This window comes from Pseudarthrobacter woesei (assembly GCF_055412745.1).
Genome location: NZ_JBVAYU010000001.1, coordinates 41,738 through 66,615, shown reverse-complemented (window position 1 = coordinate 66,615; position 24,878 = coordinate 41,738). Strand labels below are relative to the sequence as shown.

Annotated in this window: 17 protein-coding genes; 13 read left to right on the top strand and 4 right to left on the bottom strand. The window is 68.2% G+C overall.

Going from position 1 to position 24,878, the window contains the following annotated elements; all coding sequences use genetic code 11:
- Window positions 1-100: 100 nt before the first annotated feature.
- On the top strand, window positions 101-2,092 hold the full coding sequence (locus ACZYZE_RS00320; RefSeq protein WP_463905608.1) for a penicillin-binding transpeptidase domain-containing protein: 1,992 nt from the start codon (window positions 101-103) through the stop codon (window positions 2,090-2,092).
- A gap of 72 nt (window positions 2,093-2,164) precedes the next feature.
- Here ACZYZE_RS00320 and ACZYZE_RS00315 read toward each other — a convergent pair whose 3' ends face one another.
- Both ACZYZE_RS00315 and ACZYZE_RS00310 read right to left on the bottom strand, forming a co-directional pair.
- Window positions 2,165-3,538, bottom strand: coding sequence for an aspartate aminotransferase family protein (locus tag ACZYZE_RS00315; RefSeq protein WP_459318506.1), 1,374 nt, complete (start codon window positions 3,536-3,538; stop codon window positions 2,165-2,167).
- 27 nt (window positions 3,539-3,565) lie between these two features.
- Window positions 3,566-5,053, bottom strand: a complete 1,488-nt coding sequence (locus ACZYZE_RS00310) for a CoA-acylating methylmalonate-semialdehyde dehydrogenase (RefSeq protein WP_459318507.1) — start codon at window positions 5,051-5,053, stop codon at window positions 3,566-3,568.
- Window positions 5,054-5,164: 111 nt separating this feature from the next.
- Here ACZYZE_RS00310 and ACZYZE_RS00305 point away from each other — a divergent pair, with 111 nt between their 5' ends.
- The 6 genes from ACZYZE_RS00305 to ACZYZE_RS00280 all read left to right on the top strand — a co-directional run bounded on the left by ACZYZE_RS00305 (window position 5,165) and on the right by ACZYZE_RS00280 (window position 14,031).
- Window positions 5,165-6,823 carry a PucR family transcriptional regulator gene (locus tag ACZYZE_RS00305; RefSeq protein WP_459318508.1) on the top strand — a complete coding sequence of 553 codons (1,659 nt, stop codon included), beginning with the start codon at window positions 5,165-5,167 and terminating at the stop codon, window positions 6,821-6,823.
- 46 nt (window positions 6,824-6,869) lie between these two features.
- Window positions 6,870-7,787, top strand: coding sequence for a LysR substrate-binding domain-containing protein (locus ACZYZE_RS00300; protein ID WP_463905605.1), 918 nt, complete (start codon window positions 6,870-6,872; stop codon window positions 7,785-7,787).
- A gap of 380 nt (window positions 7,788-8,167) precedes the next feature.
- A complete protein-coding gene (locus ACZYZE_RS00295) occupies window positions 8,168-9,538 on the top strand; it encodes an MFS transporter (protein WP_459318510.1) in 1,371 nt (456 codons plus the stop codon).
- 47 nt (window positions 9,539-9,585) lie between these two features.
- Window positions 9,586-10,851, top strand: coding sequence for a M20 family metallo-hydrolase (locus tag ACZYZE_RS00290; protein ID WP_463905603.1), 1,266 nt, complete (start codon window positions 9,586-9,588; stop codon window positions 10,849-10,851).
- Window positions 10,848-12,287 carry an amidase gene (locus ACZYZE_RS00285; RefSeq protein ID WP_463905601.1) on the top strand — a complete coding sequence of 480 codons (1,440 nt, stop codon included), beginning with the start codon at window positions 10,848-10,850 and terminating at the stop codon, window positions 12,285-12,287. The genes ACZYZE_RS00290 and ACZYZE_RS00285 overlap by 4 nt, the downstream gene beginning before the upstream one ends.
- Before the next feature lie 61 nt (window positions 12,288-12,348).
- Window positions 12,349-14,031, top strand: a complete 1,683-nt coding sequence (locus tag ACZYZE_RS00280; RefSeq protein WP_463905599.1) for an ABC-F family ATP-binding cassette domain-containing protein — start codon at window positions 12,349-12,351, stop codon at window positions 14,029-14,031.
- Between the two features lie 86 nt (window positions 14,032-14,117).
- On the opposite strand, the gene ACZYZE_RS00275 is transcribed toward ACZYZE_RS00280, so the two are convergent.
- A complete protein-coding gene (locus ACZYZE_RS00275) occupies window positions 14,118-14,810 on the bottom strand; it encodes a GntR family transcriptional regulator (RefSeq protein WP_459319778.1) in 693 nt (230 codons plus the stop codon).
- A 144-nt stretch (window positions 14,811-14,954) separates the two neighbouring features.
- On the opposite strand from ACZYZE_RS00275, the gene ACZYZE_RS00270 reads away from it, so the two are divergent.
- From ACZYZE_RS00270 to ACZYZE_RS00255, 4 genes are all read left to right on the top strand, one after another.
- On the top strand, window positions 14,955-16,661 hold the full coding sequence (locus ACZYZE_RS00270; RefSeq protein WP_463905596.1) for an L-lactate permease: 1,707 nt from the start codon (window positions 14,955-14,957) through the stop codon (window positions 16,659-16,661).
- Complete coding sequence (locus ACZYZE_RS00265) at window positions 16,661-19,486, top strand: FAD-binding and (Fe-S)-binding domain-containing protein (protein WP_463905594.1); 2,826 nt, start codon at window positions 16,661-16,663, stop codon at window positions 19,484-19,486. The genes ACZYZE_RS00270 and ACZYZE_RS00265 overlap by 1 nt, the downstream gene beginning before the upstream one ends.
- 132 nt (window positions 19,487-19,618) lie before the next feature.
- On the top strand, window positions 19,619-20,392 hold the full coding sequence (locus ACZYZE_RS00260; RefSeq protein ID WP_459319781.1) for a DeoR/GlpR family DNA-binding transcription regulator: 774 nt from the start codon (window positions 19,619-19,621) through the stop codon (window positions 20,390-20,392).
- Complete coding sequence (locus ACZYZE_RS00255; protein ID WP_463905592.1) at window positions 20,389-21,576, top strand: MFS transporter; 1,188 nt, start codon at window positions 20,389-20,391, stop codon at window positions 21,574-21,576. Before ACZYZE_RS00260 ends, ACZYZE_RS00255 begins: the two co-directional genes overlap by 4 nt.
- Here ACZYZE_RS00255 and ACZYZE_RS00250 read toward each other — a convergent pair.
- Window positions 21,509-22,225: a phosphatase PAP2 family protein gene (locus tag ACZYZE_RS00250; protein ID WP_463905590.1), complete on the bottom strand. Its 717-nt coding sequence runs from the start codon at window positions 22,223-22,225 to the stop codon at window positions 21,509-21,511. The two genes, ACZYZE_RS00255 and ACZYZE_RS00250, sit on opposite strands and share 68 nt — an antisense overlap.
- Window positions 22,226-22,306: 81 nt before the next feature.
- Between ACZYZE_RS00250 and ACZYZE_RS00245 the strand changes: the two genes are divergently transcribed.
- Window positions 22,307-23,857 carry a bifunctional phosphatase PAP2/diacylglycerol kinase family protein gene (locus ACZYZE_RS00245; protein WP_463905588.1) on the top strand — a complete coding sequence of 517 codons (1,551 nt, stop codon included), beginning with the start codon at window positions 22,307-22,309 and terminating at the stop codon, window positions 23,855-23,857.
- Window positions 23,858-23,933: 76 nt separating this feature from the next.
- Window positions 23,934-24,878 (top strand): ABC transporter ATP-binding protein, encoded by a 945-nt coding sequence (locus tag ACZYZE_RS00240; protein WP_463905587.1) that lies wholly within the window; start codon window positions 23,934-23,936, stop codon window positions 24,876-24,878.

Sequence of the window (24,878 nt, the reverse complement as noted above, 5' to 3'; positions counted from 1 at the left end):
ACTGCGCTCCTTCCCGGTTGCCCGCGCCGGGACGGCCCGCCGGCCCGGGCAGGCATCGTGTGACTCGAGCAATGCCGGCCGCCAGGTGCATAATAGCGCGGTGGGGAACTCATCGAAACTTTCAATTGTCCTTGTCGGTCTCATTCTCGGCGCCTCGCTGGCGGGCTGCGACGACGGCCGCACCGGCGCGCGGGATGCCGCCAAGCAGCTTGCGTCCGCCGTGGCCGCGCTCGACGTAGGCTCCGTTGTCTTCGACGGCAAGGATTCCGCGGCGGCCAACGGCCAGCTCAACGCGGTGTTCAAGGCCCTGGCACCGGACAAGCCGTCGGTGGAGGCGGGTGAGCCGACGCTGCAGCAGGACACCGCAACGGTGCCGCTGAACTACAGTTGGAATGTGGGCCCGGAAGAGTGGAAATACACGGTGTCCGCGCAGCTGAAGAAGTCCGGCGACAAATGGCTCACCGTCTGGAATCCGGCCATGCTGGTGCCCGGGCTGGCGGACGGGGACATTCTCAGCCTGTCGGCGGAGTCGCCGCAACGGGCTGCCATCCTCGGCGCCGGGGACGTCCCGCTGGTCACGTACCGGCCGGTGGTCAACGTCGGAATCGACAAGCCGCAGCTCGCCGGGGCCGACGCCGCGGAGCCGGCCACTAAGCTCGCCCAGCTGGTGGGAATCGACCCGGCCGCCTATGCGCAGCAGGTGAAGGCATCCGGACCGGAGGCGTTTGTACCGGCCATCACCCTGCGGGCGGACGGCCGCACCATCACCGACGCGCAGCTTGCGGCGATTCCCGGCGCCCGGGCCATCCCTGATTCGCTTCCGCTGGCCCCCACCCGCACCTTCGCGCGGGCCCTGCTGGGCACTGCCGCCGCAGCCAGTGCGGAGCAGATCCAAAAGTCCGACGGAGCGCTGAAACCCGGAGACACCACCGGCACCGGCGGACTCCAGCAGCAATATGATGCCCAGCTGCGTGGCACCGACTCCACCGTGATCCGGGCCCAGAAAGCGGGGCTCACCGCCGAAGAGCTGAGGGCGACTCCGGATCCGCGCAGGATCCTGTTCCAGGTCCAGGGGAAGCCGGGGACCCCGCTGCAGACCACCCTGGACCTGAACCTCCAGCAGCTCGCCGAGGACATCCTCGGGAAGGTCGGCCCGGCATCGGCGATCGTGGCGCTCCGCCCGTCCACGGGCGCCGTCCTCGCCGCGGCCTCCGGTCCCGGCAGTAACGGCTACGACACCGCCATGCTGGGCCAGTACGCCCCCGGCTCGATCTTCAAGATCGTGGACTCGCTGGCCATGCTCCGCAACGGCATGACCCCGGACTCCCAGGTTGAATGCCCCGCGAGCCTCACCGTGGACGGCCGGACCTTCAAAAACGCCGAGGGCTACCCCGCCGCCTCGCTGGGTTCCGTGAGCCTGCGCGATGCCTTCGCCCACTCCTGCAACACCGCCTTCATCAACGCCCGGGGCGGCGTCAGCCAGGCGCAGCTGGAAAGCGCCGCCACATCACTGGGTGTCGCCGTCGAGGCCCCTGCGTTGGGTGCAGGCGCGTTCCTGGGCTCCGTCCCCGGCGAAGCGGAAGGCACCGAACATGCCGCCTCCATGATCGGCCAGGGAAAGGTGCTGGTGTCCCCGCTGTCCGCCGCCGTCATGGCCGGTTCGGTCGCCAAGGGCGCCCCCGTCGCGCCACTGCTGGTGCTGAATCCGAATGCTGGAACCCCCGGCCCGGCAGCCGCGACGACGCCGTCCCCAACCGCGACCGCGGGTGTCGCCGCGCCGGCGGTGTCCCCTGAGCCCCCGGCGAAGATCTCCGGCACCCCGGTAACTGCAGCGGAGGCCGCCGCCCTGGCGGACATGATGCGCGCCGTGGTGACCTCGGGCCATACCGGTTTCCTGGCCTCCGTTCCGGGCGCACCCGTGGGCGCCAAGACCGGCACGGCCGAATTCGGCAAGGACAACCCGCCCAAGACCCACGCCTGGATCGTGGCCGTGCACGGAGACCTCGCCGTCGCCGTGTTCGTGGAGGACGGCGGCCTCGGCGCCACCACCTCCGGGCCGCTGCTCAAGGAGTTCCTGACCGCCGCCGGCTGACCCCTTTGGCGGACGCTCCCTCCCCTGGGGTGAGGGAGCGTCCGCCTAGGGGTTGCGAGGTGGGGGAGCGTCTCAGGCGGCGAAACCGTCCGCGATGTCCAGGACCTCGTCGAGAATGGCGAGTCCGGCCCGGGTGTCCTGCACGCTGGTGTTGCAGGGCGGGACCACATGGATGCGGTTGAAGTTGGCGAACGGCAACAGGCCGCGGGACTTGCAGGCCGCCACGAGCTGGTTCATTTCCGGACTCGAGCTGCCGTACGGAGCCAACGGCTCGCGCGTCGCGCGATCCTTGACCAGCTCGATGGCCCAGAAAACACCCGTGCCGCGCACTTCGCCGACCGAGCGGTGGTTTTCGGCAAAGCCGGCGAGGGCCGGGCCGATCACGGTCTCGCCGAGGAACGCCGCGTGTTCCACGATCTGCTCGTCCGCCATGGCGTTGATGGTGGCGACCGCGGCTGCTGTCGCGAGCGGATGGCCGGAGTACGTCAGGCCGCCCGGGTAGACCCGCTTCCCGAAAGTTGCCGCGATCTCGGGGCTGATGGCAACACCGCCCAGCGGCACGTAGCCGGAATTCACGCCCTTGGCGAAGGTCAGCAGGTCCGGGACAACGTCGAAGTGCTCCACGGCGAACCACTTTCCGGTCCGGCCGAAGCCCGCCATCACCTCGTCGGCGATGAGCACGATGCCGTGCCGGGTGCACAGGTCACGGACGCCCTGCAGGTAGCCCGGCGGGGGCATATAGATCCCGGCGGTCCCGGGAATCGATTCCAGGATCAGTGCCGCGATGGTGGACGGGCCTTCGAAGCTGATCAGCTGCTCCAGGTGCTCGAGCGCCCGCTGGCTTTCCTCCTCCTGCGTCGTGGAGTGGAAGGCCGTGCGGTACAGGTACGGGGGGAAGAAACGGACGGCACCGGCGCTGCCGTTGTCGCTGGCCCAGCGGCGCGGGTCGCCTGTGAGGTTGACGGCCAGCTGCGTCCCGCCATGGTAGGAGCGGTAGGCCGAGAGGACCTTGTGCCGTCCGGTGTGCAGCCGCGCCATGCGGACGGCGTGCTCGTTGGCGTCGGCGCCGCCGTTGGTGAAGAAGATCTTGTCCAGCTCACCCGGTGTGCGTTCGGCAATCAGGCGAGCGGCCTCCGAACGGGCGTCGTTGACGTAGCTCGGTGCGATGGTGCAGAGCTTGGCGGCCTGGGCCGCGATGGCGGAAACGACGACGGGGTGCTGGTGGCCGATGTTCGTGTTGACCAGCTGGGAGGAGAAGTCGAGGTACTTGTTGCCGTCGCCGTCCCAGACGTGCGATCCCTCGGCCGCCGTGATGACCATCGGATCAAGGAGGTCCTGGGCGGACCAGGAGTGGAAGACGTGCTTGCGGTCCAGCTCGTAGGCGCGGCGGGCGCCGTCGGAGGCCCCCTGCTGCGGCAGTGCTTCGTTTTCAAGGGTGGAAGTCATGTCGGCTGCCTTTCGGATGCGTGCGGCTCAGGCGTTCTGCGGGAAGCCGAGGTTGATGCCGCCATGGCTAGGATCCAGCCAGCGGGAGGTGACGGCTTTGCCGCGGGTGAAGAAACCGACGCCCTCGGTGCCGTGGGCGTGGGTATCCCCGAACAGCGAGTTCTTCCAGCCGCCGAACGAATAGTAGGCCATGGGAACCGGCACCGGGACGTTGATGCCCACCATGCCAACCTCCACTTCGTTCTCAAAGCGCCGGGCCGCACCGCCGTCGTTGGTGAAGATCGCGGTGCCGTTGCCGTAGGGGTTGGCGTTGATCATCGCGAGTGCCTCGTCGTAGCTGTCCACCCGGAGGACGGAGAGGACGGGGCCGAAGATCTCATCGGTGTAGATGGACATGTCCGTGGTGACGTGGTCGAAGAGTGTGGGGCCAACGAAGAAGCCGTCGCCTTCCGCATCCGGGGCGATGGATCGGCCGTCGACGACGAGGCCGGCACCGGCCGCTTCGCCGGCGTCGATGTAGCCTGCGACCTTGTCCCGGTGCGCGGCGGTGACAAGCGGACCCATGTCGCAGCCGCGCAGGCCGTCGCCGGTGCGCAGCGTTGCAGCCCGCTGGGCGATTTTGGCCACCAGCTCATCGCCGATGCCGCCGACGGCGAGCAGTGCCGAAATGGCCATGCATCGTTCGCCGGCGGAGCCGAAGCCTGCGTTGATAGCGGCGTCGGCGGCGAGGTCGAGGTCGGCGTCGGGCAGGACGATCATGTGGTTCTTGGCTCCGCCGAGGGCCTGGACCCGCTTGCCGTTGGCCGTGGCCGTCTGGAACACGTATTTGGCGATCGGTGTGGAGCCGACGAAGGAGACGGCCTTGATGTCCGGGTGGGTCAGGAGGGCGTCGACGGCCACCTTGTCGCCGTGCAGGACGTTGAAGACACCGTCCGGCAGTCCGGCTTCCTTCCAGAGTTCCGCCATCCAGTTGACCGCCGTCGGATCCTTTTCGCTCGGCTTGATCACCACGGTGTTGCCGGCGGCGATGGCGAGGGGGAAGAACCACATGGGCACCATGGCGGGGAAATTGAACGGGCTGATGATTGCGACCGGGCCGAGCGCCTGCCGGATCGAGTGGACGTCGACGCTGGTGGACGCGTTCTCGGTGTAGCTGCCCTTGAGCAGGTGCGGGATGCCGCAGGCGAATTCCACGACCTCCTGCCCGCGGGTCACTTCGCCGAGTGCATCGTCGAGGACCTTGCCGTGCTCGGAGGTGATGATTGCGGCGAGCTCGCCTTTGCGGGCATTGAGCAGCTCGCGGAAGGCGAACAGGACCTGGGTCCGGCGGGCAATGGAGGTGTCACGCCAGGCGGGGAACGCGGCCTTGGCGGCGGCGATGGCAGCGTGGGCCTCTTCCCTGGTCGCCAGTGCAACTTCGCCGGTCACCTTGCCTGTGGCCGGGTTGGTGACGGCCGCCGTCCGGCCGCCGGCCGGGACGTAGCTTCCGTTGATCCAGTGCTCGATGGTGTTCAAGGATTCTCCTTATGCGTTACTCGGGTGCGTTGCATCCAGTGTTTCCGCCGCAGGCCGACGCCATAAGGGGCCATGTGTAAAGAATTTCGGCACGGGGTTTACACTTTGTAAATGCTGCCCACCGTCCGCTCGATCCTTGACCTGCCCGTGCTCCGCGAGGCGGCTCCGCTCCTGCTCGGCGGCACCGGCGCGCTGGACAACCCGGTGCGCTGGGTCCATGTGAGCGAAGTGCTCGATCTTTCCGGACTGCTGTCCGGCGGGGAGCTGGTGCTCACCACGGGCCTGGAGCTGGAAAAGGAACCCGGCCTGACGGCGTCGTTCATCAGATCCCTCGAGCAGGCGGGAGCTTCCGGCCTGCTGGTGGAACTCATCGGAAACCGGAAGCTCGGCCTGGACGCCCTGCGGACGGCCGCGCTGGGCACGGCCCTGCCCGTGATCGTGGTGGAACAGCGGGTGCGGTTCGTGCAGATCACTGAGATCGTGCACCGGATGATCGTTGCCGAACAGCTGGAACGGGTGGAACGCGCCCGTGACGTCCACGAGGCCTTCACGGTGCTGAGCCTGGAAAGCGCGGGGACGCAGCAGGTCGTGGAGCAGGCGTCCGCCATGATCGGTGCGCCCGTTGTCCTGGAGGACCTCTCCCACCTTGTGCTGGCGTACTCGGCCCGGCAGCTCCAAACAACCGAGCTGCTCAACGACTGGGAGCGGCGGTCGCGCACCACGCGGTCACCTTCCGGGACGTCCCGGACCGGCCCCGAGGACTGGCTCCAGACGCCGGTCGGCGTGCGGGGCAACCTCTGGGGCAGGCTGGTGGTTCCGGTGCCGCTTGACGACGACGAGGCGGCGGCCATGGTGCTGGAACGCGCTGCGCAAACACTGGCTATCAACCGGCTGGCGGAACGGGACCGGCGCGAGCTGAGCCACCAGGCGCAAGCCGGGCTCCTCAATGCCCTGCGCCAGCCCCGGGGCCTGGGAGAGGACGAGGCGCAGGCCAGGGCCGCTGCCTTGGGGCTCAGGCGGGCGCCGTACTACGTGCCGCTAGTGTTCCGGAGCCACGCAACAGCCGGGGATCCCTCGCGGCAGGCGGCGTCGGGTGAGGATCCGCTGGCCGGGCAGCAGGAAGAGCGCGCGCTGCTGGACCAGCTCTCGCGGGCGCTCAAATCCGTTTCGGGCAGCGCCCTGACCGCGAGTATCCGGTCCGGCTCGGTCGGCATGATCCTGGCCATCCCCGCGAAGCAACTCGAGGATCCGACGCTGCAGCGCCTCGCCGACGCCCTCAAGAGCACCGGCGCACCTGCCGGGCAGCCCGGCAGGCAGACGGAAGTGGAGTGGAGCATCGGCGTCGGTCACCTCCGGGGTTCCCTGCTGGAAGCGGCCGCGGGCATCGATGAGGCCTCCCACGTCGCCGAAACAGCCGCGACCCTGCGGGAAGGCCGGAAATCGTTCTACCGGGCCACCGACGTCCGCCTCCGGGGTCTGCTGGCCCTGCTCCGAAAGGACCCGCGCGTCCAGCAGTTCGTGGAATCCGAGCTCGAGGGCGTCCTGGCGGCCGACGCCCGGGGCGGGGGAGGGTACGTGGAGCTGCTCGGCCAGTACCTTGACTCGGGAGGCAACAAGGCGGCCCTGGCCAGGGACGGCTTCCTCAGCCGGCCGACGCTGTATGCGCGGCTGGCCCGGCTGGAAGAAGTCCTTGGCGTGGATCTTGGCGACGCAGAGTCGCGGACCTCGCTGCACGTCGCCCTCCTGTTGCATCGGCTCCGGGCCCTGTGACCGAGGGGATTGCGGCCGGGCCCCGGCAGGATGCGAACATTGACGAATGGCGAAGCCCTTCACACTGACCCAGCTGCGGTATTTTTCGGTGGTGGCGGAGCTCGAAAACATGACGGCGGCGGCCGGGCGGTTGCTGGTGACCCAGTCCACCCTGTCCACGGCGATGGCCCAGCTTGAAGCCAGCCTGTCCACCCAGCTGTTCGTGCGGCTCAGGACACGCGGCCTGCGGCTGACCCCCTCCGGCAGGCAACTGGCCCAGGACATCAAGGTCCTTCTGGAACACGCAGATTCCCTGTATGAATCGGCGCGGGGGCTGGCGACCAGCCTGGTGGGCGAGCTCAAGGTGGGCGTCTTTTCCCCGTTGGCGCCGTTCCGGCTGCCGGCAATCCTGCAGACCTTCGAAGTCCAGCATCCGGGTGTGGAGGTATCTTTCCTCGAAGCTGATCTGGCGAGCCTGCAGGCTGCTCTTCTCGAGGGGCAGTGTGATGTGGCGCTGATGTACGACCTCGGCCTTGGCCGGGGATTCACGCGCACGGTGCTTGAGCGGGTTCCGCCGCATGTACTGGTCCATGCTGAACACCCGGCGGCGTCACGGCCCGAGCGGAGCATCGCGCTGAGGGATCTCGAAGGCGAGCCCTCCGTGGTGCTGGATCTCCCGCACAGCCGGGAATACTATGAGCAGCTGTACGCAATCGCCGGAGTGGTGCCCAACGTCCGGCACCGCTTTGCCGGCTATGAAACGGTCCGCTCGTTTGTCGCGAAAGGGCACGGCTACGCCATGCTGAACCAACGGCTGCACAGCGACCTGACGTATTCCGGCGGGAGGGTGGTGGCCCTGACCCTGACGGACGATTTCCCGCCGATCGAGGTGATGCTGGTCCGGCCGGAGGGTGTGCAACCCACCCGCAGGGCCCTCGCTTTTGAGGAGACGTGCATCCGCCTCTACGGGGCTGGCCGGCACTAGCGTCGGGTCCTCCGGGGCTCACCGGGTACCGTGGACGGAAGAATCCCGGGCATTTTGGTATCGATAAAAACGATCGGTTCCGCAAAAACTATCAATTGGACAGATGTGAACCTGATCACACACAGTTGGTGAAGTGCGGCGGTGACGGCGAGAGCCGAGAGGCAATATCCCGCGCAATGACAGCCCTTCGCCGCGTCCCGACGCGCAAAAACCATGTTGATCAAAGGAGATTCAATGGTTCCGAATCACGCCCAAAGTGTCCGGGGCATGTCCGGTCAGTGGTATGCCGGCAACATTGCGGCAACATCAGCAGAATTCATTTCCCAGGCCCGTAACACGGCAAGGGACATCGGAAACACGGCGCCTCTAGCGTGGCTGTCATGACCACCAACGACCTCAAGGACCAACCGGAGTCCGCTTCCGAGACCACCCTGCCCGCCCCCGCCGTGGACAAAGATGCTTCCCCGTCCGGACCCCTCGGCATCACCAAGATGCAGAAGCGGGTCCTGGCAGGCGGCAGCATCGGCCAGTTCATCGAGTTCTACGACTTCACCCTCTACGGCCTCACCGCCGTCATCTTCGCGCAGATGTTTTTCCCCGGCAGCAACCCCGTCACGGCGATGCTGGCCACCTTCGCCACCTTCGGCGTCGCCTTCGTCGTGCGCCCCATCGGCGGACTGTTCTTCGGTGCACTCGGTGACCGGATCGGCCGGCGCAAGGTCCTGACCATCACGCTAATCGCCATCGGCGGTGCGACCGCGCTCATGGGGCTGCTCCCGACGTACGGCCAGATCGGTGCCTGGGCACCGGTGCTGCTTGTCCTTTGCCGACTCATCCAGGGCTTCTCGGCCGGCGGCGAATCCGTGGGGGCGCCGTCGTTCGTGTTCGAGCACGCCCCCGTCAGCCGTCGAGGGTTCTGGCTCAACATCACCATCGCGGCCACCGCGCTGCCCTCGGTGGTCGCCGGCACCATGATCCTGATCCTGAGCCAGTCCATGTCCAACGAATCCTTCATGGCGTGGGGCTGGCGCCTGCCGTTCCTGCTGGCCCTCCCGCTCGCCCTCTTCGGCGTCTGGATCCGCAGCAAGACGGTGGAAAGCGACGCGTTCAATGAGGCCAAAGCGGCCCGGCCCAAGGAATTCAGTCCGGTCCGGGAGGCCTTCCGCGAAAACCGGCTCCGCATGGTGCAGGTCATCTTCGTTATGGGCCTCACCGCCATGGGCTTCTACTTCCTCTCGGCATACTTCGTGTCCTACGTCCAGACCACCGGCCACCTGAGCCGCGAGCAGTCACTCCTGGCCAACGCCGCAGCCCTGGCCCTCTACGCCGTTTTGCTTCCCATCGGCGGCCGGCTCAGTGACCGCTTTGGCCGCAAGCCGATGCTCATTGCAGGTTCGGCCGCCCTTGCCCTCTTCTCCGTGCCGAGCTTCATGCTCGTGACAAGCGGCAGCCTTCCCCTCGCGCTGCTGGGTCAGGCGCTCTTCGTCGTCGCCCTGTGCATCTACGGCGGCGGCTGCTACACCTTCTTCGTTGAAATCTTCTCCACCAAGACCCGCTTCACGTCGGCGGCGATCAGCTACAACGGCGCCTACGCACTGTTCGGCGGCACTGCACCGTTTATCGGCACGGCCCTTGTCGGCGGCACCGGAGTGCCGCACGCCCCCGGGTTCTACATGGCCGCCGCCGCCGTCGTTGTGCTCCTCCTGGTGCTGTTCACCAAGGTTCCGGAGACGCGCGGCCGCATGGGCTGAGCCGGCCGCCCTCTTCCTCTTTTCCGCTAAGTACCAAAGGACTCCCCATGAACTCAGCAGCTTTCCTCAACGACTTCCACCATGTGGCCACCATCGGTGCCACCGCCAACGACGGCGTCGACCGCCAGGCCGCCACCGCGGAGGACGCGCACACCCGCGACTGGTTTGCCGCCTGGGTGCGCGACGCCGGCTGGGAACTGCGGGTGGATGGAATCGGCAACATGTTCGGGCTCCTCGAGTGGGCGCCGGGAGCACCGTATGTGCTGATCGGCTCGCACCTGGACAGCCAGCCGCTGGGCGGGCGTTTCGACGGCGCCTACGGTGTCATCGCCGCGCTGCATGCGGCGCGGCGGCTGGACGCCGAGGTTGCGGAGCGCGGCTCTGCGCCCCGGTTCAACCTGGCGGTGGTGAACTGGTTCAACGAGGAGGGCGGCCGGTTCGCACCGAGCATCATGGGCAGTTCGGTGTTTGCGGGACTCCTGCAGCGGGAACAGATGCTCGATGTGGCGGATCTTAAGGGCACTACGGTCCGCGAGGCGCTGGACGGCATCGGTTACCTCGGCACGGCCGAGGGCCCCGAGGTCGCAGGCTACGCGGAAATCCATATCGAGCAGGGCCGGATCCTGGAGCGGGAAGAGATCGCCATTGGCCTGGTGGACAGCAGTTGGTACACCCAGAAGCTGGACATTGAGGTGTTGGGCGAACAGTCGCATACCGGGGCGACGGCCATGGCCGACCGGCACGACGCCCTGGTGGCGGCGTCCAAGATCATTCTCATGGTGCACGATGTCACGAAGGACTTCGCGGACGAGGCCCTGGTTTCGTCGGTGGGGCAGTTGACCCTGGAGCCGAACTCGCCGATCGTGGTGGCGCGCAGGGTGCACCTCGTGGCGGACCTCCGCTCCGGCGACCCGGACATCGTCAAGGCGGCGCGCGCCAAGCTCATCGGGGACATCGACGTGCTGGCGCGTGAGCACGACATCAAGGTCAACGTGAAGGACTTCGACATCCGCCCGATCCGCCGATTCCCCGAAGAAGGCCTGGAACTGGCGGACAAAGTCGCGGCTGACCTGGGCCTCTCCTCCCGCCGGATCCAGACCATGGCCGGCCATGACTCCGTTGCCATGAACACCGTGGCGCCGTCAGTCATGCTGTTCATCCCCAGCGTGGACGGCGTATCGCACTGCGAACGCGAATTCACCACCGACGCCGACATGGTCACCGGGGTGGACATGCTCACCGGTGTGGCCCGGGAGCTCGTAGCCGGTGCCCTGGCCGACGCTCCTTCCCTGCCGGCAGCGGCCCTGGCATGACGGAGCTGCACTACCTCGACGCAGCCTCGGCGCTGCGGCTCTTCCGCTCGCGGGAGCTCTCGCCCGTTGAGCTCCTGGACGCGGTGATCGCCCGGACTGAGGACGTCAACGGGGGCATCAACGCCTTTACCGAAACCCTGTTTGAGGAAGCGATGCCGGCTGCCCGGCAGGCAGCTGCCAGTTATGCCCGCGGCCGGGACCTGACACCCCTCCTGGGGCTTCCGGTCGCCGCGAAGGAGAAGCACGGGCTCAAGGGGCGGACCCTTTCGCAGGGACTCGTGGCCCGCAAGGGCGATCTGGCACAGGAGGACCATCCCGTGATCGACCGGATCCGGCGTGCCGGCGGAATTATCCACGCGCGGACCACCACGCCGGAATACAGCTGCGCCACGGTGACCCACAGCCCGCTGTGGGGTGTCACGCGCAACCCCTGGAACCGGCAGTATTCCCCGGGCGGCTCCTCAGGGGGGTCGGCGGCGGCGCTGGCCGCCGGGCTGGCGCCGCTCGCCACGGCCTCCGACATCGCCGGCTCCACCAGGCTGCCGGCGTCGTTCACCGGAACTGTCGGCTACAAGGCACCTTACGGAAGGATTCCGGGCCAGGCGCCGCTCTCCGCGGACCACTACCGCGGGGACGGCCCGATGGCGCGGACAGTGGCGGACGCTGCCCTGCTGGCGAACGTGATGGCGGGCCGGCATCCGGGCGACCACACGTCGCTCGCCGGGAGTCAGGCGCTGTCCGTCCGGCCGGGTGCCGACGCCGCCTCGTCGGTTGCCGGCCTGCGGATCGCGCTGTGCATCCGGCTGGGGAACTATCCCGTGGCCGCGGATGTGGAGGCCAATACGCGCGCCGTGGCCTCCGCCCTCCGTGCTGCCGGAGCGGTGGTGGAGGAGATCGAACTGCCCTGGACCACCGAGGACATCGGCCGGACGATGTTCACCCATTTTGGTTACCTCTTGGGCCCGGCCATGGAGGACGAGACCGAAGGCTCAACGGAACTCCTGGCCGGGTACACCCGGCAGTTCATGGCGGACGCAGGCAAGGCCGCCGCGGAGAACCGCTACATCGACGGCATCCGGGCGGAAACCCGCATCCAGGCCGAGCTTTCCGCTGCGATGTCCGGCTTCGACGCCCTGGTCTGCCCCGCCTCCGCGGTGGCCGCGCTGGAGGCGGACGGCATGTACCTTGACGGGATCGATGCCGGCGGCGTTCGGCTCGAGCACTACTGGCAGGGCCACATGACGGCACCGTTCAACATCAACAACCGGTGCCCGGTCCTGGCGGTGCCGAGCGGCATGGCCGACTGCGGGATCCCCACGGGTGTGCAAATCGTGGGCCATCCCTTCGATGACGCGACGGTCTTTACAGTCGGTGCTGCCGTCGAGGCGGTACGGCCGTGGGCGGCACGCCGGCCGGATCTTCTGGCGATGAGCTAGCGGCCGGGCCGGCCGTACCGCCGCCCGCGGCCGGGCTGCCGGGCCGTGGGAGGATGGAAACGTGGCTCACATTGACATTTCCAGCATCGACTACTTCCTTTCCGACGGCACCCAGCTCCTCAACGGCGTGAGCTTCAAGGTCCCGGACGGCACCAAAACAGCGCTGATCGGACCCAACGGAACCGGCAAGACGACGCTCTTCCGGATCATCTCCGGCGACCTCATCGCGGACGAAGGCGTGATCGGCCGCTCCGGCAACATGGGCATCATGCGCCAGTTCGTCGGCCAGGTCCGGGATGATTCCACCGTCCGTGACCTGCTGGTCTCGGCCGCGCCGCCGGCGCTGGCCGCCGCCGCCCGCACGGTGGATGAGGCCGAGCTGGCCATGATGGAGCACGACGACGAGCCCACCCAGATGGCCTATGCCCAGGCGATCGTGGACTGGGGAGACGCCGGCGGCTACGACGTCGAGACCGTCTGGGACGAGGTCTGCATGGCCGCGCTGGGCCTGCCCTTCGACCGCGCGCAGCACCGCCCGGCGTCGAGCCTTTCCGGCGGCGAGCAGAAGCGGCTGGTGCTCGAGGCGCTCTTCGCGGGCCCCGACGAGCTGCTGCTCCTCGATGAGCCGGACAACTACCTCGACGTGCCCGGCAAACGCTGGCTCGAGGCCAAGCTCAACGAGTCGAAGAAGACCGTGTTTTTCATCAGCCACGACCGCGAACTGCTCAACAACGCAGCGGGCCGCATCGTCACCCTCGAACCTGGTATTAACGGAGCCGGCGCCTGGGTGCACGGCGGCGGCTTCGGCTCCTACGTGGAGGCCCGCGCGGACCGCAATGCCCGCTTCGAGGAGCTCCGCAAGCGCTGGGACGAGGAGCATCTGAAGCTCAAGGAACTCGTCAACATGTACAAGAACAAGGCCGCGTTCCGCTCGGACATGGCCAACCGGTACCACGCGGCGCAGACGCGGCTCGCGATGTTCCTGGAAGCCGGACCGCCCGAGGCCCTGCCGATCGAGCAGAATGTGCAGATGCGGCTCAAGGGCGGCCGGACCGCCAAGCGCGCCGTCGTGGCCGAAAAGCTGGAACTGACCGGCCTGATGAAGCCGTTCTCCACCGAGGTCTGGTTCGGCGACCGCGTCGGCGTGCTGGGTTCGAACGGCTCCGGCAAAAGCCACTTCCTGCGCCTGCTCGCCACCGGCGGCACCGACCCGGAGCGCGAGCACCTGCCGGTGTCCGACGTCGACATCGCCGAGGTCCCGCATGAGGGCACCGTGAAACTCGGCGCCCGCATCCGGCCCGGATTCTTCGCCCAGACCCACGTCCGCCCGGACCTGCTCGGAAAGACCCTGCTGGAGATCCTGCACCGGGGCGACGAGCACCGCTCCGGGATGGGCCGGGAAGCTGCGGCCGGGGCGCTGGACGGCTACGGACTGGCAACGCAGTCGGAACAGAAGTACGAATCCCTCTCCGGCGGCCAGCAGGCCCGGTTCCAGATCCTGCTGCTGCAGCTCTCGGGCGCCACCCTGCTGCTGCTCGACGAGCCCACCGACAACCTGGACCTGCACTCCGCCGAGGCACTGGAACGGGCGATCGACCACTTCGAGGGCACCGTCCTGGCCGTGACCCATGACCGCTGGTTCGCCCGGACCTTCGACCGTTTCCTGGTCTTCGGATCCGACGGCCGGGTCTACGAGTCCGCCGAGCCGGTCTGGGATGAGAAGCGCGTCGAGCGGGCCCGCTGACCCACAGCAACGCGGGGTCACTTAGCGCCCATCCCGACGGGGATTATGGGCGCTAAGTGACCCCGCGTTGCGTTGCGGCGGACACACTACTCCGGCAGCAGCCCGGACGGTTGTTCGGCTTCGGGGCCGGCGGTTCCTCCCATGGCGGCGACCAGCCGTTCCCGGGCGCGCCCCAGATGTTCGTCGAGCAGCACGGCGGCAGCCTCGCCCTGGCCGCCCCCGATCAGTTCGAGGATCCGCTGGTGTTCGGCCTGGATCAGTGCGGTGTCCAGGAGGTGCAGGGACTGGATCCGGACCATACACAGCCGCACCTCGCCCACGAGCGAGCGGTACATCCGGCTGATGCGTTCGTTGCCGACGGCGTCGATCAGGCTGGTGTGGAACCGCATGTCCGGTTCGACGACGTCGAGCGGGGCGCCGGTCTGCACCGCCGCGATGTCGCGGTTGGCCTGCACGGCAGCTTCCGGCACGTCCCTGGTGCGTGCGAGCCGGCGGAGCACTTCGCTTTCCATGTATGCGCGGGCGAGATAGATGTCCCGGACGGAGTCCGGGCCGAGTTCGACCACCCGGGCGGTCTTGTGGGTCCCCCGGTCCAGCAGCCCCTCGGCGACAAGCTTCTCGATCGAGGCCTTCGCCGTTGGCCGCGCCACGTCGTACGAGGAGGCGACCTCTGACTCCGTCAGGGCGTCCCCCGATCCAAGCTCACCGGCAAAGATCCGGTTCCGCAAATCCGAGGCGACCGCGTCCACGATCGAGACTGCTGTAATTCGGCCGGTCACCGGAGCTCCATTCCCGCCAAGAATTTCTTGATTCACTCCCAATCTTGCCAGACAAGATAACAAGCCTCTCTTGACGATCATGTGTACTTGTAAGACAATCGAAGGGCGCCACGGAGTTGTGACGCCTAACACATCTGGAGACTCATGTTTCAGCAGATTCTCGACCCAATTGCCGGGTCCCTAGTGATTTCAGCCCTTTGCGCGGCGCTTCCCCTCGTCCTGCTGTTCGTCCTTTTGGGCGTCTTCAAGGTCAAGGCCCCCAGGGCGGCCCTCGCCAGCCTGGCCCTCTCCCTCGTCCTGGCCACCGTCGGCTGGAAGATGCCGGTGAACCAGGCCTTGAGCGCCACCGCGGCGGGCATCTTCTACGGACTGTTCCCGATCCTGTGGATTCTTGTCAACGCGCTGTGGATCTACCGGATCACCGTGGCCACCCCATGGTTCGAAGTGCTGGGACGCACCATCCGTTCCATCTCGAACGACCTGAGAATCCTGTCCATCCTGATCGCCTTTTGCTTCGGCGCCCTGCTGGAATCCCTGGCCGGATTCGGCGCCCCGGTGGCGATTTCTGCCGCCATGCTGATGGCGGCCGGCATGAAACCGCTGAAGTCCGCCATCGTCTCGCTGCTGGCCAACACCGCTCCCGTGGCCTTCGGCGCGATGGCCGCGCCCATCATCGCCCTGAACGGTGTTACGGGCCTGCCGCTGCATGATCTGTCGTCCATGGCTGGACGACAGACGCCGTTTATCGCCCTGATCGTTCCGCTGCTCCTGGTGTTCATCGTTGACGGCCGGCGCGGTGTGAAGCAGACCTGGCCCGTGGCGCTGGTGGCGGGCGTCGCCTTCGGCGCGGCCCAGTTTGTTACGTCCAACTTCTTCGCCGTGGAACTCACCGATGTTGTCGCCGCCGTCGTCACGGTGGCCGCCGTGCTGCTGATGCTGAAGGTCTGGCAGCCGAAGGAAACCATCGGGATGGACGGTACCGCGGAGGTCGCCCGGGAAGCTGCGCGCGCCGCCGTCGCCGTTACGACCGGAAGCCCGCGCGACGGCGGTTCCGCCGCACCAGCCGCCGGGTCCGGCGCCGCGGTGCCGGCCGATAACTCCCGGCCGGAGCCCCGACAGATCTGGATGGCGATCGCCCCGTACCTGATTATCATCGCGGTGTTCTCGGTGGCCCAGCTCCCGTTCGTCAAGACCTGGCTTGGTCAGGTCGGCAGCGTGACGTTCGCCTGGCCCGGCCTGGACATCACCGATTCGGCCGGCAAACCGGTCGCGGCGACCAAGTTCAAGCTCGACCACCTCAAGGCGACCGGGACCCTGCTGTTTTTCTCCGGGCTGATCACCATGGCGCTGTACAAAGTCACTGCCTCACAGGGCCTGCGCATCTACCGGGACACCCTGGTCCAGCTGCGCTGGACGATCGTCACCGTTACCGCCGTCCTGGGCCTGTCCTTCGTGATGAACCTCTCCGGCCAGACCACCACCCTGGGCTTCGCGCTGGCCTCCGCGGGCGGCTTCTTCGCCATCCTCTCGCCGCTGATCGGATGGATCGGCGTCGCCCTTACCGGCTCCGACACGTCCTCCAACTCCCTGTTCGGCCAGATGCAGGCCACGGCGGCGGCGCAGACCGGCCTTTCGCCGGTGCTGATGGCGGCCGCCAACTCCTCCGCCGGCGTGATGGGCAAGATGCTGTCGCTGCAGAACCTGGCCGTGGCCGCCGCCGCCGTGGGCCTGGACGGCGCAGAGGGAACCCTGTTCCGCAAACTGATCGGCTGGAGCCTGGGGCTGCTGGCGCTCATCACCGTGCTGATCTTCCTGCAGTCCACCCCCGTGCTCGGCTGGATGGTCCCCTGATGGCTCCCCTGGACCTGGCAGGCCTCCGCGCCGCGGTGCAGGACCCTGCCCAGGTGAAGACCCGGGCGATAGACCTGCACGCAAACGCCCATGACGCCTCGCACTTCCTGCTGATCCCGCAGGCCGTCGTCACAGCCGGGAGTGCCGCTGAGGTCGGCGCGCTGCTGCGGGCCAGCGCGGCCCAAGGCGTGCCGTTGACCTTCCGGTCCGGCGGGACAAGCCTCAGCGGGCAGGCGGTCACGGACGGTGTGCTGGTGGACGTCCGCCGCAATTTCAGGGACATTGAAGTGCTCGACGACGGCGCGCGGGTCCGCGTCCAGCCCGGCGTCACTGTGCGGGCGCTCAATGCGAGGCTGGCCCGCTACGGCCGGAAATTCGGGCCCGATCCGGCCAGCGAGGCGGCGTGCACCATCGGCGGGGTGGTCGCCAACAACTCCTCCGGCATGAACTGCGGCACCGTGGACAACACCTACCGCACCCTGGAGTCGCTGACCGTGGTGCTGCCCTCGGGCACGGTGATCGACACCGGGGCGGCCGACGCCGACCAGAAGCTCCGTGCCCTCGAGCCGGAACTCTACGAAGGCCTCGCCGGGCTGGCCGCGCGGGTCAGGGGCAATGCGGACTCCGTGCACAGGATCCGGCAGCAGTTCGCCATGAAGAACACCATGGGCTACGGCCTGAACTCCCTGCTGGACTTCCGCACCCCGGTGGACATCATGGCCCACCTGATCGTCGGCAGCGAAGGCACCCTCGGTTTCGTGGCCGAGGCGGTCTTCCGCACCATTCCCCGCCTTCCGCACGCAGCCACGGGCCTGCTGGTATTCCCGGACCTCGAGGCCGCCAACGCGGCGCTGCCCGTCCTCGTCGGGACGGGGGCCGCCACTGTTGAGCTGATGGACGCGTTGTCGCTGAAGGTGGGCCAGACGCTCAAGGGAACGCCCGCCGTCGTGCAGGACCTGGCGGTACGGGACCATGCCGCCCTGCTCGTGGAGTACTCCGCCGAAAGCCCCGGGCAGATGGCCGAGCTCCAGGGCCGCGGCGAGGGAATCCTTCCCGGGCTTGGACTCTCCGCCCCAACCCGGTTCACCGGCGATGCCCGGGAACGCGCCCAGCTCTGGCAGCTCCGCAAGGGCCTCTACGCCTCGGTCGCCGGGGCGCGGCCTCGGGGCACCACGGCCTTGCTGGAAGACATTGTGGTCCCGGTCCCCGTGCTGGGGCGCACGTGCCGGGAACTGATCCGGCTCTTCGACAAATACAGCTACAGCAACAGCGTGATCTTCGGCCATGCCAAGGACGGGAACGTCCACTTTATGCTCACCGACGGATTCGCCACCGCCGCCGAACTGGACCGCTACAGCGCCTTCACCGAGGACATGGTGGAGCTGGTCCTGGCCGAGGGCGGATCGCTGAAGGCCGAGCACGGGACGGGGCGCGTCATGGCCCCGTACGTCCGCCGCCAGTACGGCGATGAACTCTACGACGTCATGCGCACCATCAAGCGGCTCTTCGACCCTGCCGCCATGCTCAACCCGGGTGTGCTGATGGACGAGGACCCGCTGGCGCACCTGCGGCACATCAAGACGGCGCCACCCGTGGCGGAGGAAGTGGACCGCTGTGTTTCCTGCGGCTACTGCGAGCCGGTGTGCCCCAGCAAGGACATCACCCTCACGCCGCGGCAGCGGATCGTCACCCTGCGCGCCATCGAATCCGCGCGGCTGGCCGGGGACACGGCGCTGGTCAGGGAGCTGGAAAAAGACTACGAATACGAGTCCGTCGACACGTGCGCCGTGGACGGCATGTGCCAGACCGCCTGTCCGGTGGACATCAATACCGGATCGCTCGTGAAGCGCCTCCGGAAGGCCGACGCCGGTCCGCTTGCCAATGGTGCCTGGAACGCTGCCGCCAGGCATTGGGAAGGCGTCACCCGCGGCGCCTCCCTGGCGCTGACGGTGGTCGACAAGCTCCCGGCCGCCGTCGTTGCCCCGCCGAACAAGGCCGCGCGGGCAGTGCTCGGGACGGACGCCGTGCCGCTGTATTCCGCCGAACTGCCCGGCGGCGGTTCCGTGCGGAAGCGTCCGACGCCGTCGGGTCGGGTTGACGCTGTCTACTTTCCGGCCTGCGTGGGCACCATGTTCGGGCCGGCCGGGGCGGGGTCTGGAGGCGAAGGCCGCGGCGTCCAGTACAGCTTCGAGCAGCTCTGTGCCAGGGCCGGGCTCACCCTCCTCGTGCCGGTGGGCATTGACGGTTTGTGCTGCGGGACGCCCTGGTCCTCCAAGGGCATGGCCGCCGGGGAGAAGACGATGCGGGAGAAGACCCTGGCAGCACTCCGGGGGGCAACCCGGGACGGCGAGCTTCCCATCGTCTGTGACGCATCCTCCTGCACCGAGGGCCTGCGCCAGGCCGTGGAATCGGACGCACCCGCGGCCGGGCAGCGTGCCCTGCGCATGGTGGACGCCGTGGACTTCGCCGCGGACAACATCCTGCCCCGGCTCCCGGACCACGGGAAACTGGAGTTACTCGCCCTCCACCCCACCTGCTCCTCCACCCGGATGGGCCTCAACGACGCCCTCGGGGCAGTGGCCGGCGCCGTGGCCGAGCGGGTCGAGATCCCCGAGAACTGGGGCTGCTGCGCGTTTGCCGGCGACAGGGGCCTGCTGCACCCCGAACTGACAGCCTCGGCAACCGCCAAACAGGCCGCGGAGGTGGCCGGCATGGGCGCCGCCGCCCACGCCTCGTGCAACCGGACCTGCGAACTGGGCATGACCCGGGCCACGGGAGTCCCGTACCGCCACGTGCTCGAGTTGCTGGAGGAAGTCACCCGGTAAGCCAGGCAACGCGGGGTCACTTCGCGCCCATTCCCGTGGGGATCATGGGCGCGAAGTGACCCCGCGTTGCTACTGGCGATCCAGACGTGCGCAAAGAATGATTAAATGCGCAGAAGCCGTTAGCATTTGACCATGAGTACTGATGAGCGGCACCGCCTGATCGGCGAACTTCTCCGCAGCCGGGAGCACATGACGGTGGACGAACTGATGGCTGCCTGCGGCGCCTCGGGTGCAACTATCCGGCGCGACCTTGACGTCCTGGCACTGCACGGCGTCCTGCGAAGGGTCCACGGCGGGGCCGTGAGCCTTCTGCTGCGTGGAGAGAACCCTGAGTACGGGCAGCGCGAGCTGGAGGACCATGCCGTCAAGGTGCGGATTGCTGCCGGGGTTGCGGCGATGCTCAAGGACCGGGGGCACCTCTGGCTGGACAGTGGTACCACCGCTACGGAGATCGCACGCCGGCTGCGGCAGCGCGAGATGACGATCATGCCGATGTCTCTGCGGGCCGTCAGCGTCCTGACCGCAGCTGACGCCCCGGCCGGACGCCGCCCGGAGCTGCTGCTGCCCGGCGGGAGCCTGATCCCCGGCGAGTTGTCATTCCGCGGACCGATGGCGGAAGCCAATATCCGCTCGCTCCGCTTCGACACGGCCGTGGTCACGCCCTGCGCCATGAACCTTCGGGACGGGCTGCTGGCCCACGACCTCGACGACGCCGCCGTGAAACGTGCCGGACTGGAGTCCGCGGCGAGGGTGATCGTCGCCTGCTCCGGATCCAAATGGAGCGCCAGTGCCGTGGCGCTTGTCGCGGCCCTGGATGCCGTGGATGCCGTGGTTACGGACAAGGCCCTCAGCCCGGAAGAACTTGCCCTACTCGCCCAACACTCGGTGGAAGCAGTGATCGTATGACCAGAACCGCAACCGGCCCGCAACTCAAGGCCGCGGCCGCAGCCACCTTCCTGATTTTCGGGATCAACGGGCTTGTGTTCGCCAGTTGGGCCGCCCGCATCCCGGCGGTTACCGACATCCTGCACATCACGTCCGGCCAGATGGGAACACTGCTGCTGTGTGTGGCGGCCGGTTCGCTGATCGCCCTGCCGTCGGCAGGGCTCGTGGTGGGCAGGATCGGGACGGCCAACACCGTCCGCGCCGCCGGACTCGTGGCGGCGGCGGCCGGCGTGGGCGTCGCCCTGTCCCTTCTGGCCGAGTCTGTGCCCGGGACGGCCATCGCGCTGTTTTTCTTCGGCATCGGCATCGGACTGTGGGACGTGTCGCAGAATATCGAGGGGGCCGACGTCGAGCACAAACTCGGGCGCACCATCATGCCCCAGTTCCACGCCGCGTTCAGCGGTGGCGCCTTCCTTGGCGCGCTGATCGGCGCGGGCCTGTCCAGTGTCGGCGTCGGGCTGCCGGCACACCTGCTCGTGATTTCCGCCGTCGTAGCCGTGCTGACCACGCTTGCGCCGCGCTACTTCCTGCCGCACCTTGCAGCACCCGTCCCGCCGGCCGGGGAAGCGAAGACGGCGAATGGCCCCTCGGCCTGGCGCGACGCGCGCACCCTGCTGATCGGGGTGGTGGTCCTGGGCGCCACCCTGACAGAAGGCGCCGGAAACGACTGGATCGCCAAGGCATCGGTGGACGGGCTGGGCGCCTCCCAGTCCACGGGCGCGCTGCTGTTCGCCGCCTTCGTCCTGGCGATGACCGCCATGCGCTTCTTTGGCGGCCGGGCGATCGACGCATACGGCCGCGTGGCCGTGCTCCGCGCCAGCATGGCCGCGGCCGCCGCAGGGCTCGCGCTCTTCGTACTCGCCGGCAACATCTGGCTGGCCACGGCCGGTGCGGTGCTTTGGGGGGTGGGAGCCGCCCTTGCCTTCCCGGTCGGTATGTCCGCCGCGGCGGACGACCCCAAGCACGCCGCCGCCCGGGTGTCGGTGGTCTCGACGGTCGGCTACATCGCGTTCCTGGCCGGGCCGCCGCTGCTGGGATACCTTGGCGACGTGACCGGAATCCGGCCGGCCCTGCTGGTTATCGGAGTTCCGATTCTTGGTGCGCTTCTGCTCGCCGGCGCCGCGAAGCCCTTGCGCGCCAGGTAAGCAGCCGCCGCGCGTCTCCATTCTCCTGAATGCATATGTTCTGGTAGAACAACCACAGCACCAGCACCACGGGCACAGCCAGGCACACGCTGCCCACGGTATCGGTCAGCCAGTGGGCGGACAGGTAGGTGCGGCTGACCATCATAACGAGCACCCCGGCGGCGGCGAACACCCAGACCCAGGCCCGGCCCACCAGGATCGCCAGAACCAGCACAAAGGCCGTTGTGGTCGCCACATGGCCCGAAGGAAAGGATCCGGTGTCGGTCAATACGATCGTGTTGGCCGGCCGTTCCCGGAGGATGCCCGCCTTCAGGATCTGGGTCAGGATCAGGACCACGACGCCGGCCGCGGCGCCGAAGATCGCCGTCTGCGGACGTCTCCTCAGCAGCAGCGCCATGACGAGCAGCCCGTGGAGCACCAGCACCCCCCGGTAGCCGGCCAGGTTGAGGAAGGCGTTGATGCCGTCCCAGAACGGACTGCGCAGGGACGCCATCCAGCCGGCCCAGGCCTCATCTAGACTCTGGAACGGCGGATGTGCGACGTCGGCCAGCAGGAGTCCGGCGAGAACCACGCCGAATGTGAGCAGTACGGTGCTGACCGCGGTTACGCGGCCCGCCGGCAACCGCTGAGGATCCAGCACTCGGGTCATCGCCTCATCCTAACGGGCGGCGGCGGCATCCTGCCGGCATCATGCCGGCACCAGAGCAGCGTCCGGCAGTAAGGTGGTCGGATGCGAAGCATGCTGGGGAAAGCGCCGGGACGGCTGGAGACGCTCGACCGGAAACTGGTGCGGGCCGTGTCCGCGCTCCCGGGCGGACGCCATGACGAGTTCTTCCGGCAGTTGTCCGCGGCGGCGACCAACGGAAAACTCTGGTTTGGCATTGCCGGCATCATGGCGATGTTCCCCGGAAAAACACGGCGCGCAGCCCTCCACGGACTCCTTGCGCAGGGCCTGGCCTCGGGCGTCACCAACCTTGGGTTCAAGACCCTGCTCCCCCGGGCGCGTCCGCTCCCGGAGCACCTTCCCGCCTTCCGGTTCGTCCACCCGCAGCCCACGAGTTCCTCGATGCCGTCGGGCCACTCCGCCTCGGCCGCGGCGTTCGCCCTGGGCGTCGGACTCGTGCGCCCGGGCCTGGGCGCCGCACTGGCCCCGATCGCGGCCGGTGTGGCCTACTCCCGGGTGCATACGGGAGCCCACTGGCCCTCCGACGTGCTGTTCGGCTCGGCGATCGGGGCCGGATCAGCGCTGCTGACGCGGAAGTGGTGGCCCGTCCGGCCGCCCTTCCCGGAAACCCGGCGAACCGCCGTGAAGGCGGCACAACTGCCCGGCGGGCTGGGCCTCGGCATCGCCGTCAACACCCTCGGCGGCTCCTACGCCGAGGAGACTGCGGCCGCCCTCCGGAAAGTATTCCCAAAGGCGTATATAAAGGAGATCGGCCACGACGAGGACATCGCCGCAGAGATCGCCGCCGTGGCCACCCGCCCGGGCACCCTGGCCCTGGGCGTGTGGGGCGGCGACGGGACGGTCGGCACGGCGGCTGCGGCCGCCGTCGAACGCTCCCTCCCGCTGCTGGTGCTGCCGGGCGGAACGCTCAACCATTTCGCCCGGGACGCCGGAACTCCCACCCTCGAGGCCGCCGCCGGCGCCGCCTCCCGCGGCGAGGCGGCCCTGGCCGACACCGGACACGTCATGGTGGAGCGAGGGCATCCCGGCAGCCCCGAGCAGGTGGAACTGACCATGCTCAACACCGCCAGCATCGGCCTCTACCCAAACCTGGTCCGCCGGCGGGAACTCCTCCAGCCCGCGCTGGGCAAGCCGCTGGCCGGCGTCGTGGCCATGCTCCGCACCTTCGCCGCCGGAACCCCCACCACCCTGGAGGTGGACGGCGTCCGGCACAAAGTCTGGATCCTGTACATCGGCCGCGGGCGCTACTACCCGCGCGACCACGCCCCCCTGGTCCGCCCCGTCCTGGACGACGGCGTCTTCGACCTGCGGATGATCACGGCCGACGAATCGTTCGCCCGGCTGCGCCTGCTCTGGTCCGTGCTGACCGGCACGGTGGCCACCTCCCGGATTACACACCTGACCGAAGCCACCCGGATCCGGGTGGAACCGGGGGACTCGACCATGGTCCTGGCGGTTGACGGCGAGGTCATGCCGGGGGTGCGCGCCGCCGAGTTCGCGGTGAACCCGGGCGCCCTGAGCTACTACTCCCCGCTCCCCGGGGGCACACCGGTCATCCCTAAGGACTACCCTGACTCGACCCTGAATCATCCCTGAGAACGGCGAAAACCGCCCGTCGGCTCGGTAGCGTGGTGGGTACACAACCCCCACCGCTACGCAAAGGAACGCTTCCATGATCGAAGCACGAGGCCTGACCAAGGTTTACGGCGACAAGACCGCCGTTGCCGGCGTCAACTTCACCGTCGAAGCCGGCCGGGTCACCGGCTTCCTGGGCCCCAACGGAGCCGGCAAATCCACCACCATGCGCATGATCATGGGACTGGACCGTCCGACGTCGGGCACCGTCACCGTCAATGGTGCCGCGTTCGCCCGGCACGCCGCGCCGCTGCGCGACGTCGGTGCCCTGCTGGACGCCAAGGCCGTCCACACCAGCCGCTCGGCCTACAACCACCTGCTGGCGATGGCCGCCACGCACAGCATCCCCAAGAAGCGCGTGCATGACGTCATCGAGATGACAGGCCTGGCCGAGGTGGCCAAGAAGAAGGTCGGCGGCTTCTCGCTCGGCATGGGCCAGCGGCTGGGAATCGCCGCAGCCCTGTTGGGTGACCCGCAGACCATCATCCTCGACGAGCCCGTCAACGGCCTCGACCCGGAAGGCGTCGTCTGGGTCCGCAACCTCGTCAAGTACCTGGCCTCGGAGGGACGCACCGTGTTCCTCTCCAGCCACCTCATGAGCGAAATGGCAGTCACCGCCGACCACCTGATCGTGATCGGCCGCGGCCGCATCATCGCCGACGCCCCGATCCAGGACATCATCAACGGCAAGGGCCAGAGCCGCACCCGCGTCCGCACCGACCAGCCGGACCAGCTGATGCATCTGCTGGCCGGCACCGGCGTCTCGGTGGAGCTGCAGGATAACGAGCTCCTGGAGGTCAAGGGCCTCGATCCGCGCCAGATTGCCCGCGCGGCCTTCGACAGCCACATCATGATCTACGAACTCACCCCGCTTCAGGCCAGCCTCGAGGAGGCCTACATGGAACTGACCAAGGATGAGGTCGAATACCACTCGCTGATCACCACGGGCGCCGCTGCTCCCGTCCAGTCCGGAGGCAACTAA